Origin of the sequence: Enterococcus sp. DIV2384 (genome assembly GCF_050534975.1) — a bacterium.
GTDB lineage: Bacteria > Bacillota > Bacilli > Lactobacillales > Enterococcaceae > Enterococcus > Enterococcus faecalis.
On record NZ_CP172905.1, the window covers coordinates 671853 to 686726 of the forward strand.

The 14874-nt window shown below is 37.7% G+C and carries 13 protein-coding genes; 5 read left to right on the plus strand and 8 right to left on the minus strand.

The window, feature by feature from the left end; all coding sequences use genetic code 11:
• Positions 1 to 11: 11 nt before the first annotated feature.
• The gene (locus tag IGK54_RS03215) at positions 12 to 734 is read right to left on the minus strand and encodes an amino acid ABC transporter ATP-binding protein (protein ID WP_002355769.1); all 723 of its coding nucleotides are present in this window, start codon (positions 732 to 734) and stop codon (positions 12 to 14) included.
• On the minus strand, positions 727 to 2190 hold the full coding sequence (locus tag IGK54_RS03220) for an ABC transporter permease subunit (RefSeq protein WP_002355770.1): 1464 nt from the start codon (positions 2188 to 2190) through the stop codon (positions 727 to 729). The genes IGK54_RS03215 and IGK54_RS03220 overlap by 8 nt, the downstream gene beginning before the upstream one ends.
• Positions 2191 to 2360: 170 nt before the next feature.
• Between IGK54_RS03220 and IGK54_RS03225 the strand changes: the two genes are divergently transcribed.
• The 5 genes from IGK54_RS03225 to adhE all read left to right on the plus strand — a co-directional run bounded on the left by IGK54_RS03225 (position 2361) and on the right by adhE (position 8552).
• The gene (locus tag IGK54_RS03225; RefSeq protein ID WP_002358821.1) at positions 2361 to 3467 is read left to right on the plus strand and encodes an iron-containing alcohol dehydrogenase family protein; all 1107 of its coding nucleotides are present in this window, start codon (positions 2361 to 2363) and stop codon (positions 3465 to 3467) included.
• 158 nt (positions 3468 to 3625) lie between these two features.
• Positions 3626 to 4771 (plus strand): tRNA guanosine(34) transglycosylase Tgt, encoded by a 1146-nt coding sequence (gene tgt / locus IGK54_RS03230; RefSeq protein ID WP_002355772.1) that lies wholly within the window; start codon positions 3626 to 3628, stop codon positions 4769 to 4771.
• Positions 4772 to 4831: 60 nt separating this feature from the next.
• Positions 4832 to 5230 carry a preprotein translocase subunit YajC gene (yajC, locus tag IGK54_RS03235; RefSeq protein WP_002383336.1) on the plus strand — a complete coding sequence of 133 codons (399 nt, stop codon included), beginning with the start codon at positions 4832 to 4834 and terminating at the stop codon, positions 5228 to 5230.
• Between the two features lie 261 nt (positions 5231 to 5491).
• The gene (locus IGK54_RS03240; protein WP_002364719.1) at positions 5492 to 5797 is read left to right on the plus strand and encodes a post-transcriptional regulator; all 306 of its coding nucleotides are present in this window, start codon (positions 5492 to 5494) and stop codon (positions 5795 to 5797) included.
• Between the two features lie 157 nt (positions 5798 to 5954).
• Complete coding sequence (gene adhE, locus IGK54_RS03245) at positions 5955 to 8552, plus strand: bifunctional acetaldehyde-CoA/alcohol dehydrogenase (protein ID WP_002388933.1); 2598 nt, start codon at positions 5955 to 5957, stop codon at positions 8550 to 8552.
• A gap of 44 nt (positions 8553 to 8596) precedes the next feature.
• Here the strand turns inward: adhE and fni are convergent, their stop codons facing one another.
• The 6 genes from fni to IGK54_RS03275 all read right to left on the minus strand — a co-directional run bounded on the left by fni (position 8597) and on the right by IGK54_RS03275 (position 14647).
• Positions 8597 to 9640: a type 2 isopentenyl-diphosphate Delta-isomerase gene (gene fni / locus IGK54_RS03250; protein ID WP_002399734.1), complete on the minus strand. Its 1044-nt coding sequence runs from the start codon at positions 9638 to 9640 to the stop codon at positions 8597 to 8599.
• Positions 9624 to 10730: a phosphomevalonate kinase gene (locus IGK54_RS03255; protein WP_002355777.1), complete on the minus strand. Its 1107-nt coding sequence runs from the start codon at positions 10728 to 10730 to the stop codon at positions 9624 to 9626. Before IGK54_RS03255 ends, fni begins: the two co-directional genes overlap by 17 nt.
• Positions 10731 to 10732: 2 nt before the next feature.
• On the minus strand, positions 10733 to 11728 hold the full coding sequence (gene mvaD, locus IGK54_RS03260; RefSeq protein WP_430603347.1) for a diphosphomevalonate decarboxylase: 996 nt from the start codon (positions 11726 to 11728) through the stop codon (positions 10733 to 10735).
• A complete protein-coding gene (mvk, locus tag IGK54_RS03265; RefSeq protein ID WP_109537658.1) occupies positions 11728 to 12672 on the minus strand; it encodes a mevalonate kinase in 945 nt (314 codons plus the stop codon). The genes mvaD and mvk overlap by 1 nt, the downstream gene beginning before the upstream one ends.
• A 269-nt stretch (positions 12673 to 12941) precedes the next feature.
• The gene (locus tag IGK54_RS03270) at positions 12942 to 13577 is read right to left on the minus strand and encodes a pentapeptide repeat-containing protein (RefSeq protein WP_002355781.1); all 636 of its coding nucleotides are present in this window, start codon (positions 13575 to 13577) and stop codon (positions 12942 to 12944) included.
• Entirely contained in the window at positions 13574 to 14647 is a 1074-nt protein-coding gene (locus IGK54_RS03275) for an FUSC family protein (RefSeq protein WP_002355782.1), read from the minus strand. The genes IGK54_RS03270 and IGK54_RS03275 overlap by 4 nt, the downstream gene beginning before the upstream one ends.
• Between the last annotated feature and the right edge of the window lie 227 nt (positions 14648 to 14874).

The following is a 14874-nucleotide window of genomic DNA, read 5'->3' on the forward strand; positions in this document are numbered from 1 at the left end:
GGTGCTCCTTTTTATAAAACTTTTCTTAGAAAATCTTGTGTTCTTGGGTTTTGTGGCGCATCAAAAATTTCTTCAGGTGTGCCTTCTTCTTGAATAATTCCTGCATCCATAAAAATGACACGGTCCGCGACTTCTTTTGCGAAGCCCATTTCATGGGTAACCACTACCATTGTCATCCCTTCAATAGCTAAATTTTTCATAACGGATAGCACTTCGCCCACCATTTCAGGGTCTAAGGCAGAAGTTGGTTCATCGAACAGCATCACGTCAGGGCGCATGGCTAAAGCACGAGCAATCGCTACCCGTTGTTGTTGCCCACCAGAAAGTTGAGCGGGATAATTTTCTTTTTTATCTGATAAACCGACTTGTTCCAGTAAAGAAAGAGCATGTTCTGTGGCTTCAGCAGCGGCTTCTTTTTTTACTTTAACAGGACTAATCGTTAAGTTTTCCAAGACATTTTTATGCGGGAAAAGATTGAAATTTTGGAATACCATGCCCATTTTTTGACGAAGTTGATCAATGTTGGTATTTTTATCTAATAAATTTTTTCCTTCAAATTCAACGCTGCCACCAGTTGGTGTTTCTAATAAGTTCAGGCAACGTAAAAAAGTACTTTTACCACTACCAGAAGGGCCAATAATTACGACAACTTCACCAGCTTCAATTTCTAAGTCAATTCCTTTAAGTACTTCATTTTTTCCAAATGTTTTCTGTAAGTTTTTAATGTTAATCACTAGTACTCATTCTCCTTTCAGCAACACCTAATAGACGTGAGATAGTAAAGGTTAGGACGAAATAAATTAACGATACAATTAAGTAAGGTAAGAAGGGTTTAAAACTTGCTCCTTGAACGTTGCCAGCTTGGAAAATTAGTTCCGAAACACCAATGACTGAAACAACGGAAGATTCTTTAATTACTGTAACAAATTCATTGCCTAACGCTGGTAAAATATTTTTAATAGCTTGTGGGAAAATGATGTATCGCATTGCTTGGTTTTGATTCATTCCCAAAGAACGAGCAGCTTCCAATTGTCCTTTATTAACTGCCTGAATACCAGCACGAATAATTTCTGCTACATATGCACCACTGTTTAGAGAAAGGGCAATACAACCAGCTGCTACTTTTGATAAGTCTAAACCAAGAACGCCTGTCCCGAAATAGACAATAAAAATTTGAACAAGCAAAGGAGTGCCACGAACATATTCAATATAAGCAATGGCAATGCCACGTAAAATTTTGGAATTGGCTAACTTCATTAAGGCAAGTAATGCCCCTAAAATGGCACCAAACAAAACACCAATGAAAGCTAGGAAAATGGTATAGCCTGCACCGTTAAGGTAGAACTTTCCATACTTTTGTAAAAAGCTTTGATCTTTTTGGAACATTAATTGATTGGCTTCTTTTTTATAACCGTCCATTAATTTTTGATCATTAATTTGTTTAATAGAGGCATTTACTTTCTCCGTCAAAACGGGCGCATCTTTAGGAAAAGCAACGGCAGTATCTTTTGAGCCTTTTTCAAAGGTAACATCAGCAAAAGCTAAATCCTCATTTTGAGAAACATAGGCTTCGCCAACCGGTTCTTCCATAACGACTGCATCTAATTTATTATTTTTTAGATTCATAATTAAATCTGGAATTTTTTGAAGAGAAGTAGGGACAGCACCGGTTAATTCGGTTTTAATTAATTCTTCTTGTGTCGTTTGCTTTTGGGCACCTGCACGAACGCCTTCGAAATCTTTAGTGGAATGAAATTTATCTTTGTCTTCTTTCCGAACAATGACTCTTTGTTGAACGTTCATATATGGTTGAGAAAAAGCTACTTCTTTTAATCGTTCAGGCGTTGGCGACATGCCAGAGATGACCATGTCAATCTTGCCAGTTTTTAAGGCCCCTAACAGAGCATCAAAGCCTAGTTCTTCGATTTTTAATTTAACGCCTAAATCGTCGGCAATTTTTTGAGCAATAGAAATATCAAAACCGACAATTTTATCTTCACCATCTACTTTTGCATGAAATTCATAAGGGGCATAGTCTGCGGATAAGCCGACAACTAGTTCTCCCTTTTGGATGATTTTGTCATAGACTGGATCGTTTTCGGCTGCAAAAGTTTCTTTAATAGGTAATAATGAGAGCAACAAGAATAAAATTGGTAAAATCGTCTGTAGCCATTTTTTACATTTGGTCATTTGCGTAAACTCCTTTTTGTATTATTTTTATAAATATTCAAAAAAAGCGAATAAATGTATAAAAATTTATTGTGTTATGATGTGGTTTATCATATCATAGAATATGTAAAAGGAAAAGTAGTAGAGTTGAAAAAATACAACTTTTTCAAAAAAATTTTCAAAAGTCAAAAATGAAGGGGATTTTCAAGATGGAACAATCATTAATTGTGAGAGGGACACCACAAGAGTATCTTTGCGAAATTGGTTCGTGGGAATTATTAGAAGGACAACTATTATGCAGAAATATTCATCGTGTATTCATTTTACACGGGACTGAGTCATGGCAAGCGGCAAAACCGTATTTTCCGACGTTTCAAAAAGTAACAGCTGTTTTTGAAAACTATGGAGGTGTTTGTACAGATCAACGTGTGCAAGAGTTAGAAGCGCAAGTGCTGGACAATCATTTAGAGGCCATCGTCGCTGTTGGTGGAGGAAAAGTGGCCGACTTGGGCAAAGCCTTAGCACACAAAATGGCGTTACCGGTAATTATTTTGCCCACTTTAGCAGCTACTTGTGCACCGTGCACGCCATTGAGTGTAATGTATCGAGAAGATGGAGCAATGGAACGATATGACGTTTTTCCGCAAGCAAACGCTTTGGTGTTGGTAGAACCAAGAGTGTTATTGCATTCGCCTCGGTCCTTAATGGTGGCAGGTATTGGGGATACATTAGCTAAATGGTACGAAGCAGATGCGATTATTTCGCAGTTAGACGTCCAAGTGTTACCTATTCAAGTTTCTCATTTTGCCGCGGAAAAATGTCGCGATATTTTGTTAAATGAAAGTATCAATGCTTTAAAAGCGATGGAAGAGCAACAATTAAATCAATCGTTTATTGATGTCATCGAAACAAATTTAATTATTGGTGGAATGGTGGGTGGCTTTGGCGATGATTATGGTCGGACAGCAGGTGCCCATTCCATTCATGATGCACTAACTTTGCTGCCAGCTAGCCATCGACAATTGCATGGAAACAAAGTGGCGTATGGTGTGTTTGTTCAATTAGCCATTGAAGAGAAGTGGCAAGAAATCGCTGAATTGATTCCTTTCTATCACCAACTAGGTTTGCCTATTTCTTTAAAAGAAATGGAGATGGACTTAACTGAAGCCGAGTATCAAGAAGTAGCAGAACGTGCTTGTATAGAAGGCGAAACGATTCATTATATGAAACAAAAAATTACCCCTGAAATTGTGAAAACAGCGATGCAAGATTTAGAAAAATATACAGCGACAAAATAAGTGCCAAACAGCAACTAGCTCATTTGAATTATTTGAACTAGTTGCTGTTTTTTAAGGATCCTTTTTTGAAAAAAGAAACCTTGAGAAATCCTTGCAAATTCAATAAAAAAAAAGTATGATGATGGGAGGACAAATTATAGTAGAAAGTAGGGAAATGAATGACGGAACCAGCCATTCGTTATCGTTTAATCAAAAAAGATAAACACACAGGTGCGCGTTTAGGTGAATTAATTACTCCTCACGGCACATTTCCAACACCAATGTTTATGCCGGTAGGGACACTTGCGACAGTTAAAACAATGTCACCAGAAGAATTAAAAGAAATGGGTGCCGGTGTTATTTTAAGTAATACTTACCATTTATGGTTACGCCCAGGTGAAGATTTAGTCGAAGAAGCAGGCGGTTTACACAAATTTATGAACTGGGATCAACCTATTTTAACTGATTCAGGTGGCTTCCAAGTCTTCTCATTAAGTGATATGCGGAAAATCGAAGAAGAAGGTGTGCATTTTAGAAATCATTTAAATGGTTCAAAAATGTTCCTTTCTCCAGAAAAAGCGATCAATATTCAAAATAAATTAGGATCAGATATTATGATGAGCTTTGATGAATGTCCACCATTTGATGAAAGCTATGAGTATGTCAAACGCTCGATTGAACGGACTTCTCGTTGGGCTGAGCGTGGCTTAAAAGCCCATGCGAATCCTGATAGACAGGGATTATTCGGTATTGTTCAAGGTGCGGGATTTGAAGATTTACGTCGTCAAAGTGCTAAAGATTTAGTGAGTATGGATTTTCCTGGCTATTCGATTGGTGGCTTATCTGTTGGTGAGTCTAAGGAAGAAATGAACCGAGTCTTAGACTTTACGACACCGTTAATTCCTGAAAATAAACCACGTTACTTAATGGGTGTGGGTGCCCCTGATTCATTAATTGATGGAGTGATTCGTGGGATTGACATGTTTGATTGTGTGCTACCAACACGTATTGCGCGCAATGGTACTTGTATGACTTCACAAGGTCGCTTGGTTGTTAAAAATGCCCAATATGCAAGAGATTTTCGTCCGCTTGATGAAAAATGTGATTGTTATGTTTGTCGTAATTATACGCGGGCCTATATTCGTCATTTGATTAAATGTGATGAAACATTCGGAATCCGTTTAACATCGTATCATAATTTATACTTCTTGTTAGACTTAATGAAAAATGTCCGTCAAGCAATTATGGACGACAATTTATTAGAATTCCGACAAGCGTTTTTTGAAGAATATGGCTTTAATAAAGCGAATGCAAAAAGTTTCTAAAAATTAGAGGAAAAAACTAGTTCTTCAAGCATTTTTTTGATACAGTTAGTAGTGTGAATAATGCAGAGTGAGGTGAAACAAATGGGTGGCGGATTTACAATGATTTTTACATTAGTCCTTTTAGGAGGAATGATGTTTTTCATGACACGTTCTCAAAAGAAACAACAGCAAGAACGTCAAAAACAACTAAACGCAATGAAAACTGGCGATAGTGTTGTCACAATTGGTGGTTTACATGGTGTTTTAAGTGAAATCAACGAAAAAACAGTTTTAATCGATTGCGAAGGTATTGTCTTAGAATTTGACCGTGCAGCAATTCGAACTGTAACACCTGGAACTGCCGTTACAAATGATTCAGCAGTAACTAGTGTACCAGTCACAGAAGTTGAAGAGACAGTCACAGAAGAAGTAACTGAAGTTCCTGAAACATCAGATCCTTCAAAAGAAAAGAAAGACTAAACGAATCAACTAATTCATTTAATGGTTAGAGAGAGCGGAACAGGCTTTTCAAAGGCGAAACTGTGACCAGTAGTCACACGAGAAAGCCAATAAGAAGAGATAATTCCTATTCCGCTCGTGTCGTTTATCTTAAAATGTAGGACTAGGAAGGTAGGTCATTTGGACTTACGTCCTAAGTCCTTTTTAACTATTAAGTTTACAAAAAAGGTTCCTTTTTATAGTGTTGGAAGATAGTTAGAAAGTGAGCAATCTTTCGCTTGGTTGGAAGGAGAAGAGCCCATGACAAAGGAAAAATTAAGTTGGTTACAACAAAAAATGCTCAATAAAAGTATTAAAAAGAAGTGCCAAAATTTTCGTGAACTAGGTTATTCTTCCATCAACGAAGAAGATTTATTGACTTATTTACTCACCTATCGTTGGAAAAAGCAAGCCCGTTTATCTGTCAAAGACTGTCGCAAAGACATTCAGAAGGTTAAGCCGAATGAATTTTTTGACTATCAACAATTATTGGCACAGACATCAAAAAATCCTTTAAGGGACTGGCATGATATTGAAGACTTATTCTAGAAAAAAGAATAGGTCTTTTTTTTTGAGATAAAAAAAATTATAAATAGTTGTGAAAAATATCACAAAAACTATTTACAAGATTCATTTTATGTTGTATGATGTGAATGTGAAATAGTTAACAAAGTTTTTTTAAAATGAAACTCTTAGGAGGATGAACATGGTTAAAACAGTAAAAAAAGAAAAGACAGAAACAGTTGATGTTTCATCAATGATTGATGAATTAGCAACAAAAGCGAATGTCGCTTTAAAAGCAATGGAAGATTTTACACAAGAACAAGTAGATCACATTGTCCATCAAATGGCGATGGCGGCGTTAGACCAACATATGCCTTTAGCAAAAATGGCTGTCGAAGAAACTGGCCGTGGAATCTATGAAGATAAAGCAATCAAAAATATGTATGCATCTGAATACATTTGGAATAATATTAAACATGATAAAACAGTGGGTGTAATTAACAAAGACGAACAAACCGGCTTAATGGAAATTGCTGAGCCAGTTGGCGTGGTATGTGGGGTCACACCAACAACGAACCCAACGTCAACAACTATTTTTAAATCACTAATTGCCTTAAAAACAAGAAATCCAATTGTTTTTGCTTTCCATCCTAGCGCACAAAAATGTTCGGCAGAAGCGGCACGTATTGTACGGGATGCGGCGATTGCAGCAGGTGCACCAGAAAATTGTATTCAATGGATTGAACAACCATCGATTGATGCAACATCTGCTTTGATGAATCATCCAGGGATTGCCATTGTTTTAGCAACTGGTGGCGCAGGCATGGTAAAATCTGCATACTCAACAGGTAAACCAGCACTAGGCGTTGGTCCTGGGAACGTACCAGCTTATATTGAAAAAACGGCTAAAGTAAAACGTGCGGTTAATGATTTAATTGTTTCAAAATCATTTGATAATGGAATGATTTGTGCTTCTGAGCAAGCGGTCATTGTGGATAAAGAAATTTATGCTTCTGTCAAAGCTGAGTTTGAAGCACATAACGTTTACTTCGTGAAACCGAATGAATTACAAAAACTAGAAGATGCAGTGATGAATGAAGGCAAATACGCAGTAAATCCAGCGATTGTCGGTAACTCTGCAGAAAAAATTGCTGAATTAGCAGGAATTAGCGTACCAAAAGGCACAAAAATTTTAGTCGCTGAATTAGAAGGTGCAGGTCCAGAATATCCATTATCAAGAGAAAAATTATCACCAGTTTTAGCAATGATGAAATCAAACAATGCAGAGCATGCTTTTGAACTATGTGAAGCGATGTTAAACTTAGGTGGTTTAGGACATACAGCAGTAATTCATACAGAAGATGAAGAGTTACAAGTTGCTTTTGGTTTACGTATGAAAGCTTGTCGTATTTTAGTGAATACTCCATCAGCAGAAGGCGGTATCGGTAACATTTATAACGAAATGATTCCATCCTTAACACTTGGTTGTGGTTCATACGGGAAAAACTCTGTTTCTAAAAACGTATCAGCCATTAACTTAATTAATATTAAAACGGTAGCGAAACGGAGAAATAATATGCAATGGTTTAAATTACCTCCAAAAATTTTCTTTGAAAAAAATTCTTTACAATATCTACAAAAAATGGAAAATGTTGAACGTGTCATGTTAGTTTGTGACCCAGGTATGGTTCAATTTGGCTATGCAGATATCGTACGTAAAGAGCTACAAAAACGTAAAAATGATGTGAAAATCGAAGTATTTTCTGATGTTGAACCAAACCCATCAACAAATACTGTTTATGCAGGTACCAAAATGATGGTTGATTTCCAACCAGATACAGTGATTGCCTTGGGTGGCGGTTCTGCAATGGACGCGGCGAAAGGCATGTGGATGTTCTATGAACACCCAGATACAGAGTTCTTTGGTGCAAAACAAAAATTCTTAGATATCCGCAAACGGACATATAAAATTGCCAAACCAGAAAAAACACAATTTGTTTGTATTCCAACTACTTCAGGAACTGGTTCAGAAGTTACCCCATTTGCCGTTATTACTGATAGTGAAACACACGTGAAATATCCGTTAGCAGACTATGCGTTAACACCAGATGTAGCGATTGTTGATCCACAGTTCGTAATGTCTGTGCCAGCTTCAGTCACTGCAGACACAGGTATGGATGTTTTAACACATGCTATTGAATCTTATGTTTCCGTGATGGCTTCAGATTACACACGTGGTTTAAGTTTACAAGCAATCAAGTTAGTTTTCGATCATTTAGAAAATTCAGTGAAACGTCCAGATATGGAATCTCGCGAAAAAATGCATAATGCATCAACCATGGCAGGTATGGCATTTGCCAATGCATTCTTAGGTATTTGTCACTCTATTGCTCATAAAATTGGTGGGGAATATGGCATTCCACATGGTCGTACAAATGCGATTTTATTACCACATATTATTCGTTACAATGCGAAAGATCCATCAAAACACGCAATGTTCCCTAAATATGATTACTTCCGCGCCGATACTGATTATGCAGACATTGCAAAATTCTTAGGCTTAAAAGGAAATACTACCGCAGAATTAGTAGAAGCTTTAGCAACAGCAGTAGCAGACTTAGGTAAATCAGTCGGAATTGACATGAACTTGAAAGCCCAAGGTGTCTCACAAGAAACATTAGACACAACGGTTGATCGTATGGCAGAACTTGCATATGAAGACCAATGTACAACTGCAAATCCGAAAGAACCATTAATTAGTGAACTAAAACAAATTATCTTAGATGCTTATGTAGGATAAAAGAACTCAAATAAAGAGACCAGAACATTAATGTTCTGGTCTCTTTAACGTTTTGCGAAAACAGTGCTGTCGATGCCACGGTTATGACACCAATTAACTAAAACTGGATCGAGGACAAGTGCAGTACTCGTCAATTCTTCTGTCGTCTTTTTTCCCAAAAGAGTATAAAGCATTTTCACTTCTTCTTGCCATTGCTGTACAAGGGCTAAGGTATTTTCTAAACCATTTTTACTCATAAGGGAAGCTAAGATAGTCCCAGCAACTCCCATGCTTTTGGCACCTAAAGCGAGTCCTTTGACAATATCAAGAGAGTTACGCACACCGCCAGAGCCGAGAATAGTTAGTTTCTTTTGCCAATTTTGTGATTCCAGAAGAGAGATGACCGTTGATTGCCCCCAATCATCTAAGAAAGAAAGTTCTCGTTTTTTCCGCCGGGCATTTTCAATTTGTGTAAAACTCGTTCCGCCTTGGCCGCTCACATCCGCTGCTTGAACGCCGATAGAGGTGAGTTTTTCTAAGGTTTCTTGGCTCATGCCAAAGCCAACCTCTTTGACAATGACAGGCACTTCTACGGCCTGTACGATAGCTTCAATTTTGGTTAGCCAATTAGTGAAATCACGATCTCCTTCAGGCATGACCAATTCTTGGGGCACATTTACATGGATTTGTAAGGCATTCGCTTGAAATAAATCAAGCGCTCGCTTTGCTTCTTCCACACCCAAGCCTGCACCAATATTGGCAAAAATGAGTCCATCTGGGTTTTCTTTTCGCATAATTTGATACGTATCCGCTAAACTAGCATCTTTTAACGCTGCCGAGACAGATCCTGTCGCAACTAAAAGGCCAGTTTCTTTGGCAATAATGCCTAATTGCTGATTAATTTCTTTTGCACGCTGACTACCACCTGTCATTGCATTGACATAAAAAGGTTGGGGAAGCTGAAAAGAAAGAAACGAAGTGGAAATATCCACTTCGTTAACAGCGGATTCAGCAAACGATTGGTGAACAAAACGCACACGATCAAAGTCATTACTTTTTTCTTTGTGGAACGCTTTAGCTAATGATAGATGTTCATCTTTTCGATTCATGCTTCTCCTTACACTCCTTTTGACCATAGGTATAGACGTGAAGTGGCAGTGGGGTAATTCCGTCTTTTTCCCAAGCTGTCATTAATGGTAAAATCCCAGATTTTTGGCGGAAAATTACAATCCCACAATCGCCCCCGCCAGCGCCAGAAGATTTCGCAGCTCCTGTATAAGATTCAGCCAAATCACAAAGATTTTTCAAGGCTTCTGTTTCGATTACCACACCAGTCAGTGAAGATAATTCGGCGAGCAATTGGCGATTTTTAGTAATTTGTTTTTGAATAACAGAAATTTTTCCTGTATTAAAGCCATTAATCATTGTTTCGACACAAAGCCGACTTTTCATTAAGAACTGCTCATAAGCCGCTTGTTTTTCTTCTTTTGATTGATGGACTCGATCAACTAAGTCTGAAGTGGACGCAGGGCTACCTGTCCAACCAATTAGTAAACGTAGTTGTTTCGGTACTTTTAACGGAAAAATCATTAATTCAGGCCAGTCCATTGCTAACAAATCAGTTAATGTTTCAGTGGCTACTTTTTGATTGACCCAATCATGATCGAAGGTTGAAAAGGCAATCCAGCCCCCGTAACAGCTGGCGGCGATATCTCCGCAAGAACCATTTCCTTGAACGGCTAAGTGAGCTAATGCTGATAATTTGAAAATTTCCTCATTTTCCAAACCTAAATCATAAAAAATATTCAAGGCTTTGACAGTTCCAACGGTTACTGCACCGCTTGAACCAAGACCATATTTTCGTCCATTTGAACTATCTAATTCACTCGTCACTTTTAAATGATAAAATGACAATTCTTTGTTTTGCTCTTGCGCATATTTTTCAGTTAGATGAATCGCCGCTAAAACATAATGAAAAGGATTTTCGCGAATATCTAATACAAGCTCACCATTTCGGCGTGTCCAGCGAATAGGTAACGAGCTGTATTGTGCAGATTGAATACTGCCTTCATCTGTTGTTTCTTCGACAGTCACAGTTACGAATTGATCCACAGCAACGATAATGGCAGGGTGGCCAGGTTCAACAACGGCATATTCTCCTGCAATAAATAACTTTCCTGGCGTAGTAACTTCAATCATGCTTATTTATCCATTCCTTTCGTTTCAAACAATTCAATTCCGGGACCAGCAAAAGCTGGGACTAACTGCTCTTTTGAAAAATGTTCACTTAAAAATGTTTTTAATGCTTCTAAGTTTTTCTTTTCGACTAAGACCTTGACATTCGGACCTGCATCCATTGTAAAGTAGCAAGGAATTCCTTTGGCCCGTGCTTGGCGAACTAAAGCCATCGCTTGTAAGCTGCCTGGGGACCAGTAAGTAAATGGAGGGACAGCGCCTAAGGTGGTTCCATGCATCCTTAACCCATTGGCTTCAATGATTTCTCCTAAACGAGGGAAGTCTTTTGTTTTAATTGCTTCATGAACTTGGGATAAATCTTTTTCCACATTGTCCAACCAACCTTGATAAAAGCTAGAAGTTTCTACTGTTCGTTTCATTCCATCACGGCTGGAAACATCTTTTTCGCCATCATTAATTAAGATAAAGAGCATGGCCAATTCGTTTTCCCAATTATTGGCTGGAATATTTTCAGCAAACGACGTTTCATCAGAGTGGCCTTTGTTCCATTGAGCAAAACCACCAAAAATACTACGACAAGCAGAACCTGAACCACGTCGCGCTAAACGTGATAAGTCTTTTGCTGAAAGATTTAATCCTAAGGCTACGTTACAGGCCCCTGCTAAAGCAGCTAGACCACTCGCTGAAGAAGCCAAACCAGCTGCAGTAGGCACAAAATTTTGACTTTCCACTTTTGCAAACCAAGTACAATCGGCTTGTTGACGAACAAGGTTCAAAAATTCTTTGACTTTTTTTATTTGTTTTTCGTTTTGCAAGATACCATCTAAAATAAATACATCTTCTGAATAATGGGCATCAAATGTCACAGTTGTTTCTGTGTAAAAGGCATCTAATGTTAATGATAAACTACTATTCATTGGTAAAATGTATTCTTCATTGGCTTTTCCCCAATATTTAATCAGAGCAATATTTGTATGCGCTCGTGCTTTTCCTGAAAGCATTACTTTTTCACCTCTAATGATTGAATCCATGTAGCAACAGCTCCATTTTCTTCTAAAGTCTGTGCAATGGTTTGTGCGGTCTTTTTATTATCTGTTAAGGCAATCATACAGCCACCGCGACCGCCGCCGGTTAATTTTGCTCCTAGAGCGCCATGTTCTAAAGAGAGAGCCACTAGTCGATCCAGCATATCGTTGCTGACGGTTAATTGCTGGAGTTGCTCTTGCGCTAACGTCATTAGCTGACCTAATTTTTGTTTATCATCTTGTAAAATCGCCTGCTTTGCTTCTTTAGTAAAAGAACCTAATTGTTTCATTGTTTCAGCGATTGCTGTGGGATTATTTTGAGCTAGCTGCGCAATGTCTTTCACTGCTTCACGTGTTTGACCTTTAATTCCCGTATCAGCTACTACTAAGTAGGCATTAGATAAATTCATCGAGAAATGTGTGGGCGGAAATCCTCTAGTAAAAAATAAGGGATCAGTGCCGCTTGTTGCTGCGGCATCGATACCACTAGGATTGCCATGAGCAATTTTCTCACTTAAGGAAACAAGCTCAAACAATTCTTGATATGTATAAGCGTAATCAAAATAATCAAAAAGGCTTCGAACGATGGCCACAGCGGTTGCTGCGCTTGAGCCCATTCCTCGTTCAGCGGGAATCGTACTTGTTAAGGTCAAAGTGCCTTTAAACGTATCTTCCTTTAAAAAATGTAAGGTTTGCTGAACAACTTCCTTGATATTTGCTAGCTCTTGGGGCACGTCTTCAAGCAATCCTGTAAAATATGCACAATCAATCTGCATAGTTTTTGCTGGGGTAAAGACGGCTGTGATTTCTGTCGCTTGAAAAGGAAAGGCGATTGCTGGTTCGCCGTAAACAACGGCGTGTTCCCCCATTAAAATGATTTTTCCCGTCGCTTGACCGAGGCCTTGTTTTTTTATATTCATTCACTGACATTCCTTTTGAGTAGAATCGAGTATAGGACAAAAGACGTTCTTGGATTAGAAGAACGTTTGTCATAATCTCTTCATGATTTATAGGAAATGATTCCAAAAGTTTCTCTTGTTCCAAAAAAAGAGATTGCTTAACCTAAGATAGTTTACCTAAAAATAAGGCACAAGTAAAATGGTTCCGTTGGTTTTTCCAAAAAATTAATAACAATTTAATAAGAAAGAACCGACAGAACCAGTTATTCGGCTATTTTTTTAAAATTTTCTTAGGTAATCACCAAACCAAGGGCACTTGCCAAATAAATGGCTTGTTCAGGGGTGACTTTAAGACCTGATAAATAGTTTGGTGAGAAAGTCAAGCGTTCAAAGGTGTTTTGGGAAAAATCCAATCCTTTTAAAGAAGTATTTAACCAATTACTTTCGGTTAAATCGCAAGCTTCTAGAAGGAGTTTCTTCCAAGTGACCTCGAAAAATTCACTTTCGACTAAACGAGTCTGATTAAAGTGAACAAGATTAAAATTTGCAAAACGAAAAGAAGCATAATCGGCTTTGCAATCCTCAAATAGACAATCTTTTAAATAGCTATCTGCAAAATTCGTTCCTGTCAAATTGCAACGAAGGAAAGTCACTCGATGAAAACTGCCAGACAGCCATTCGACGTTAGAAAAATCGCAAGCTTCAAAACGCACATTACTACAATCAAAAGAAGCAAACTGGCCATTTGCTAATGAAAGATGATCGAAAACAGCATCCCGAAAGACTAAGTTACGAACTTCTTGATTCGGTAAATCAATCTGCTGATACAAATGATTTTCTAAGATTGCCTCATCTTCTAATTGACAGTTCGTTAATAGAGGAAGTTGTTCTGGCAAATTTGGTGGCAAGGGATAAGTTATTTTCATAAAACGCCTCTTTCTTCTTGTTGATTTTCAAAGGTTTCATCAATTGAGTAGGCCCGATTATAGAAACGTAGCGCAGTTGTGAAAACATAAGCGCCGGCAAAACCAAGTAAACTACCTAACACAATCCCGACTAATCGATAGTTTAAAAGATTACTAATGACTTGCTGTCGTGCAAGATTTGATAATAATAAGGACATCGGGGTAATAAAAAAGCTGGCAATCGCATAGTTTCTGTTAATGAATCCTTCAAAAGCTGCATATAGAATACTAATGATACCGATTGTTTGTAAAGGTGTAAAGGGAATCATTAATAAAATTGCAGAAAGCAACAAACCAAGACTCGTACCTAGAATCCGTTGAACATTTCGCTGCATCACAGAATGTAAATTTTCCCCTTGTAAAATGGCTGCGCAAGTAAACGTCATCCAATAAGCGTTGACTAAATGAAGCGATTGACTTAAATAAGCCGCTAAAAATAAAATGGCCGCATAATGCAAAGCATCTAATAAAGAAGCGGGATCGATATAAAGTCGTTCTTGAAGAGACATCCGTTTTTGAAAAACGTAGGGGCGCTTGTCGATGAAATGAAGCACAATGCCCATGATAATGCCGGTCACTACTCCTAAAAGAACAAAACTGGCCATGATGGGAATCTTATGTAAAGGAAAATTGTTGCTTGTTCCCATTGCCGTTGACATGATAACTAACAAAGCACCAGGCTTCTCAATGCCATACAATCTAAAAAGTAAGCGTGCAAGAAAAGCGACGATGGCAATTGTAATGGGAATCAACCAAGGTACATGGTGACTTAGCATTCCTAAGCTGTTGCCCAGAACAATAAAAAAGCCAACAATATTCAGTCTGCGCAATAATTGGGGCAAAGGAAGCGGCTGATAATAAATAAACGTATAAATGCCCATCGAGCCAAAGGTCCCAATGAGTAAATTATTGGAAAAATAACCAATTAATAATGGAATTGCCATACAAATTGCGACACCAACTAACCGAAATAATTCGTCATTTGCTTTATCAATAGCAAACAAATCCTTTAAAAACGTAGAATTTTTCATATTTTGTCACTCCTTTACTTCCTAATTTACCATAATGTTTAGAAAACTGACAAAAGAATTGCAATAAAAGACAGGAAGAAAAAGAGTGGTTTCTGATAGGAAGAGAAGAAAAATTAAAAAAAGTTAACATTTTGACTTGCAATTTTAATATGAAAAATGTAAGATATATTCCATAGCAATAAATAATTATTAAATTCTGATTTTTCAGAAAATACAGATTGTATTAT

What these genes read in the sequence shown, in the direction of transcription:
- mvk (WP_109537658.1), bottom strand. Translation starts at nt 12,672, where the DNA reads ATGAATATAAAAAAACAAGGCCTCGGTCAAGCGACGGGAAAAATCATT.
- IGK54_RS03270 (WP_002355781.1), bottom strand. Translation starts at nt 13,577, where the DNA reads ATGAAAATAACTTATCCCTTGCCACCAAATTTGCCAGAACAACTTCCT.
- IGK54_RS03220 (WP_002355770.1), bottom strand. Translation starts at nt 2,190, where the DNA reads ATGACCAAATGTAAAAAATGGCTACAGACGATTTTACCAATTTTATTC.
- tgt (WP_002355772.1), top strand. Translation starts at nt 3,626, where the DNA reads ATGACGGAACCAGCCATTCGTTATCGTTTAATCAAAAAAGATAAACAC.
- adhE (WP_002388933.1), top strand. Translation starts at nt 5,955, where the DNA reads ATGGTTAAAACAGTAAAAAAAGAAAAGACAGAAACAGTTGATGTTTCA.
- IGK54_RS03275 (WP_002355782.1), bottom strand. Translation starts at nt 14,647, where the DNA reads ATGAAAAATTCTACGTTTTTAAAGGATTTGTTTGCTATTGATAAAGCA.
- IGK54_RS03225 (WP_002358821.1), top strand. Translation starts at nt 2,361, where the DNA reads ATGAAGGGGATTTTCAAGATGGAACAATCATTAATTGTGAGAGGGACA.
- yajC (WP_002383336.1), top strand. Translation starts at nt 4,832, where the DNA reads ATGCAGAGTGAGGTGAAACAAATGGGTGGCGGATTTACAATGATTTTT.
- mvaD (WP_430603347.1), bottom strand. Translation starts at nt 11,728, where the DNA reads ATGCTTTCAGGAAAAGCACGAGCGCATACAAATATTGCTCTGATTAAA.
- IGK54_RS03255 (WP_002355777.1), bottom strand. Translation starts at nt 10,730, where the DNA reads ATGATTGAAGTTACTACGCCAGGAAAGTTATTTATTGCAGGAGAATAT.
- fni (WP_002399734.1), bottom strand. Translation starts at nt 9,640, where the DNA reads ATGAATCGAAAAGATGAACATCTATCATTAGCTAAAGCGTTCCACAAA.